Annotated in this window: 6 protein-coding genes; 3 read left to right on the forward strand and 3 right to left on the reverse strand. The window is 40.5% G+C overall.

The genetic code is table 11. From position 1 onward, the window contains the following. The coding region (locus AC5590_RS14575) for a hypothetical protein (protein ID WP_211178783.1) at positions 1-192 on the forward strand (192 nt) is incomplete at its 5' end. A 43-nt stretch (positions 193-235) separates the two neighbouring features. Here AC5590_RS14575 and AC5590_RS14580 read toward each other — a convergent pair. Both AC5590_RS14580 and AC5590_RS14585 read right to left on the reverse strand, forming a co-directional pair. Further along, positions 236-670 (reverse strand): hypothetical protein, encoded by a 435-nt coding sequence (locus tag AC5590_RS14580; protein WP_498823428.1) that lies wholly within the window; start codon positions 668-670, stop codon positions 236-238. After that, positions 667-819, reverse strand: a complete 153-nt coding sequence (locus AC5590_RS14585; protein ID WP_211178785.1) for a hypothetical protein — start codon at positions 817-819, stop codon at positions 667-669. The genes AC5590_RS14580 and AC5590_RS14585 overlap by 4 nt, the downstream gene beginning before the upstream one ends. Before the next feature lie 270 nt (positions 820-1,089). On the opposite strand from AC5590_RS14585, the gene AC5590_RS14590 reads away from it, so the two are divergent. Together AC5590_RS14590 and AC5590_RS14595 are read left to right on the forward strand one after the other, a co-directional pair. Beyond that, positions 1,090-2,460, forward strand: coding sequence for a hypothetical protein (locus AC5590_RS14590; protein ID WP_169268818.1), 1,371 nt, complete (start codon positions 1,090-1,092; stop codon positions 2,458-2,460). A 62-nt stretch (positions 2,461-2,522) separates the two neighbouring features. After that, entirely contained in the window at positions 2,523-2,981 is a 459-nt protein-coding gene (locus AC5590_RS14595; RefSeq protein ID WP_246162567.1) for a hypothetical protein, read from the forward strand. Positions 2,982-3,858: 877 nt separating this feature from the next. Here AC5590_RS14595 and AC5590_RS14600 read toward each other — a convergent pair. Beyond that, complete coding sequence (locus AC5590_RS14600; protein WP_169268819.1) at positions 3,859-5,346, reverse strand: serine/threonine-protein kinase; 1,488 nt, start codon at positions 5,344-5,346, stop codon at positions 3,859-3,861. Positions 5,347-5,623 lie beyond the last annotated feature (277 nt).

Consider the following 5,623-nt stretch of genomic DNA (forward strand, 5'->3'; position numbering starts at 1 on the left):
GCGCACGCCTTACGGCGTTCGCGCAGCGTGCGCTTTGCGCTTACGCCAGATGCCTGGCTGTCGGGAAACCCTCCCGCAGCACTGGTCTCACCTCATCAAGTACTGGCTCATGAAAGCCGCCGACGCAGGATTTATCCTGGCTTGATACAATCTTTGCTTACTCGACATACTTCCCTTTATACTGGAGTTTAGACTAATCCATGACAAAATGGCTCAGCAGCACTGAGTTGACAAGCTACACAGCTGAAAATATGAAAACCAAAAGGTCAAGCTGACTTTCCTGGTTCTTTCTTTGGGTTAGGAGTAGTTTTTTTAACTGTAGGGTAACGAATTCTACGCAGCCGGGGTTTGCCAGTAGTCCAGCCAGGGGACTTTTCACGGGGTTTGGGTGCAGGTACAGTCGCCAAAATTCAGACAATTCAGGCATGTCCATTCCTACCCATGCAAGCCATAAAGGTTTAGATTGATTAACTGCATCTTCATTCAAACGCTGCACTTGAATCCAATACATTTTTATCTTGGCAGATTGTTGAAAGTGAAGATTACGCCACAAATGCAATCGTAGCAACCCTAAGTTTGGATCTTTGAGTTCTACAAATTGATCAGCCGTCCACCCTTCGGGTTCGCAGTCGCCTGGCTGTCGGGAAACCCTCCCGCAGCGCTGTCTCACCAAGTTTCGCTGTCGTTGAGCTTGAATTTATCCCCGTGGATACGGGGACGACCTACCCCTGTATAAGCTTTTGGCTCACCATAAAGTAGACGATTTGAGCGCAGTGAGCAGAATAAAATTTTCATCAACCCTTCAAAACGTCCAGCCATAGGATGATACATCCTCTCTTACTCAAGAGGCATATTATCACCTTCTGATATTAGTGAGATAGATTTATATTTTTATCCGGAGCGAATTATAGATAACAAGAAATCTAAGTAAACAAAAATAATTATTTTTGTTTATAATAAAACCTAAAAAAAGTTAATTACAACCCAGAATAAACAGAATAATATTGACATTAATGAATAGCTAAGTAGTTAGCAAAAAAGCTAATTTTTACCTAGATCAACGCTTTATTTCCCAAGAATAGAATCACTATGATCACTCCAAATCAACTAATTTACTCTGACAAACTAGAAGCCAAAAATATCTACAATGTAGCGATTCTAGGTGCTGGTCCAGCAGGTCTGGCATCGGTGGCCGGTCTAAAAAATCATAATGAAGTCATAATAATTGAGTATGGTATGCATACACACAAACGCTCTCATACCAATGCCTGCCACCTAGGTGTTGGAGTTGGTGGTGCAGGACTTTTTTCAGATGGAAAATTTAGTTATTACCCTGCTGGAACAGCCGTATATCAGTTGAGCAAAAAAAATGTAATTACAGAGGCTCATCAATGGGTTGAGGGCATAATGGCTAAATATGGCATTGAAAGTAGCAGTATTGCAGATATGAAATTTGAAAAGCAAGATTTTACTTCTAAAATTATGGAAAAGAAGTATCCTTCATTCTATGCATCCTTACAGCAAAGAAAGAACTTGATGCTTGACATTGCTGATATTAAAAACAAAGCTCATTTGCTAACTGATACAAAAGTTTTAGAAATAGATAAGTTGGGTTCGGTATACATTATTAAGACACAAGATGTTAGAACAGGTATTGTTGATACTGTGAAAGCAAAGAAAATAATCATAGCAACTGGTAGGTTTGGAACTAAAGAACTAAAAAATATGCTAGGAAATAATATTAAGTTACCTTTCCGCTATCTTAGGACGGAGTTTGGTATTCGTCTTGAATCTTCTAGCGACATAGGTTTTTTATCCCGCAAGGACAACCCTGATGTGAAATTTATATGGAGAAACAAATTTGGTGAGGTTAGAACTTTTTGTACATGCAGGAATGGTGAAATTTGGAGTATCCCTTATCAAAACGATCTATCAGCTCTATCTGGACGTTCTGATGGTCCGAAAAGTGGATTTTCTAACTTTGGTCTCTTAGTCCGCATCAATTCAGATACTGAATTAGGAAAGTCAGTTATGGAGAAAGTTATTAACAATGATGCAATTAAAAATCAAGAAAGCATTGTACAAAGCTTGCATAGTTTTCTTGGTCGCAACATTCAAGATACAATTGATGAGTATAAAGACTTTAAAGATATAGTAGCTGAAAGACCTTGGTTTCCTAAAAACAAGTTTAAGAAAGGAAATATCAGAAAGCTATTAGGGAAAGAATGTAGTGAACTATTAACCATTGCTATTAATCATTTACTAGATATGTCTCCGGACATGGATCGTAAGGATGTGCCGCGCAGTCACATTGGATATAGTGAGTGTAAAAAAAATCAAAGGAGGGCTGCGGTTGTAGCAGACACCTCCCAACGGAAGATGAGAGAAGCACAACCAACTCTGATCAACCGTTATGGATGTTTTTGCACGATGACGCGAATTTCGTCAAGCCGCATATAAATGTTTGTGTAGAGCTAAAGATGCAACATTTGAGTTAATGGATGCAGTATTGCTAACGCGCAATGCTTACAGCTTGGCAGATTTGTCAATGTCTCCGGTATTCCGTCGTCAGTGGTCGAGCATCTACGTTCGCGCAGCGTGTCCCCTTGGGACTCAGCAATACAAGATACCAGACCGCAACGAAACAAGTTGATGCGGCTCCCAAACTTTCTACTCCAAAGCAATGCGACCGTTGGAGTGACCTGATGCCACTAACGACTTGGGAACTGTGGCTTGCTCGTGATATCGTTAATGATCGTCCGCTTCCCTGGCAAAAACCAATCACTAAGCTCACGCCTGGAAGAGTTGCACAAGCTATGGGAGGAGTTTTAGCGTGGATTTCTACTCCTACCCAACCTCCAAAAACACAAGGGTTATCTCCTGGTTGGAAACCGGGACAATTACGTCAACGTAGAATCCGATACCCTATTGTTAAAAAGCGTACTTCTAAAACCCCGAAACAACAACAAGAAACCGCTTAATTTTTAGTTTTTTTGATTTTTACATACGAGATTTCTTTAGTCAGCATCGCTGAGTCATTTTGAGCTTTCTAGTCTAAACTCCAGTTTATAGCAGTTGCCAGGTAGATTAGGACATGAACTAATAAGAAAATACGGACACCACCAGACCATCAAGCCTATTAAGCGCGATGCACTGAGCTTGCGTTGCCCTGAGCTTTGTCGTAAGCGCAAGCGCACGCCAAGGCGAACGCGTAGCGAGTCCGTTCGGCTTTGCCGTGCCCGTAAGCGCAAAGCGCACGAATCGAGCGAACGCGCAGCGTGTCCCTTTGGGACTCAGGGCTCAGGACTCAGGGTCGAAGTGTTCCCTGTTAAGCGTTAAGCGTTCCCTGCTATAGCTCATTGCTCACTGTCTAGATTTTTCCGAAGATACACTGTTGTTTCTAAAGTTACAGATTCATAAAATTACTCTTATACGACTGTGACTGTGTATGTGGATCATCCCGCATTTTGTCACATTCGCTGATTGTTGGGAAGATGTAGGAATAGCTTTTTATAGTGTTTTCCTGCATGACGGGCATCTCTTGTAGATGCCCTTACTTTTTTAAGAAGAACTCATACCATTTTGGATTTTAGATTTACCGATTGTCAAAGAGTTACTGGTAATCGCTTAATGCATTCCATCTGTCCCAAACATTTTTTGAATTGGTATCAGACGTGAAATTGGAGTTTAGACTAATTTTGGATCTCAAACCGCCAAAGCCTTATCCACCAGAGGCTTTTCCAATTTATGACTGCTTTAGGATTCCGAAATCTAAAATGCTTGCTATACAAGGGTTGTAGTCTAATAAATAGAATTTAGTCTAAACTCCAGGTGAAAGCGTCAACGTTTCGACTTCGCTCAACGTAAATGATTAATTCTGCTAGCAATCGCCCCAGGGGATTTGATCTGACTTGTGATTTTATGAATGCGTTCTTTAAATTTTTGTGCTTTTTGCTCATCAGGAATTTCTGCCATCAAAGTTTCTATAAGTTGGGTTGGAGTTAACCTTGGGTGTTCGTTTAAAGCATCTTTGATAAGAATGACGCTAGCAAAAGGACCAACAAAACTAATTAGTTCTCGCCGACAACGATCTAAAAACTCTGGATCGCTAATTGCAGGATAATTTCCAAGGGCTTGGTATGAACTGCTAGAAGCTGAGTTAGGTTCAACAGCAAGTTGGAGGCGATTTCTAAACTCTTGTGCCTTTTGTGGATCAAAAATTTCCCTAGCTAGCGCTTCGCTAAATTCCTTTTGGGCTATCTGTGGGCTTTGGTTCAAAGTGTTTGTCATCAAAACACTGGCGATAGGACCAACAAAACTAGTTAATTCTCGCCCGACAAACTCTAAAAATTCTGGGTTGAGAGAGACTGGTGTTTGTGTATGCGATTGAATATTTGTTTGGCTGTTTTGCTTTTCCTGCCCGTGTGTAGTGTTAGTTTGAATTTGCGGTGTTTTTGGTAACGGACTCGAAACCCCACCAAGTGACAATGATGAGTTATTATCATTAAGTTCAATGAAAACTTCTTTTGCTGATTGGTAGCGCTCTATTGGTACTTCTGCCAACATTTTTTCTAGTATGCGAGCTAGAGAGTCACTGATATTGGCATAGGAGCGCCATTGCCAGTTTAGAGAACCATCCATCAACACATGTGGCATTCTTCCAGTCAAAAGGATAACCGCAGAAACAGCAAGTGAGTAAATATCACTTGAGGGGTAGGAACATCCTATACGTAGCTGTTCTGGTGCAGAGTAGCCAATTTTCCCCACTACTGAATTCTGAGCTGAGTATTGATGATTTGGAGATTGGGCTGATAATATCTGAGTCAATTTCTCCTTAACCGCCCCAAAGTCAATCAGCATGGGTTTAGATTCGTTATGGCGAAGCATAACATTTTCCAGTGAAATATCCCGGTGAAGAATCTTGCGATCGTGGATATATTCCAAAACTGGCAACATATCTAGTAGCCATGCTCTGACTTCAGTTTCGGAAAATGGTCTACCTTTGTTTGAAAGACGTTCCGATAAAATTTCTGAGTAATTTTTGCCATCAATATATTCTAGGACAATAAACAGCCGTTCGTTCTCCGTCAACCAAGCCATAAATGTGGGAATTTGGGGATGCTGAATTTGGTATAAAACTTTAGCTTCCCGCTCAAATAACTCCCTAGATTTACGAATAATCTTTGGTTTCGTGGTTGTAGGTACAAACTCTTTGAGAACACAGGCTTCATCAAAACGCTGAGTATCAAATGCTAAGTAAGTTCGTCCAAACCCCCCTTGTCCAAGAATCTTCTTAATCAGATAACGGTTATTGATTAAAGTTCCTGGATTTATTTGTGCAGTCATTTTAAGTTCTTATTTAATTATGAATACGATTTTTGATTTCATAGGGTTAGAAATTCAAAATTATGCATTCATTTTAGAAAAACAGGAAAAAAAGTGACCAAAACTAGGGGTGTAGGGGCAAACGCACCTAAATTAGTCTTGACAAAAACTATTTTATGTCTTATCGCGTCCTTCTCTTGAGAGCGTTGGTAAGTAAAAATATTCTTTTATAGCCGTTGCCAGGTAGATTAGGACATGAACTAATGAGAAAATACGGACATCACGAGATTTTCAACCC

This window comes from Brasilonema octagenarum UFV-OR1 (assembly GCF_963888615.1).
Classification (GTDB): domain Bacteria; phylum Cyanobacteriota; class Cyanobacteriia; order Cyanobacteriales; family Nostocaceae; genus Brasilonema; species Brasilonema sennae.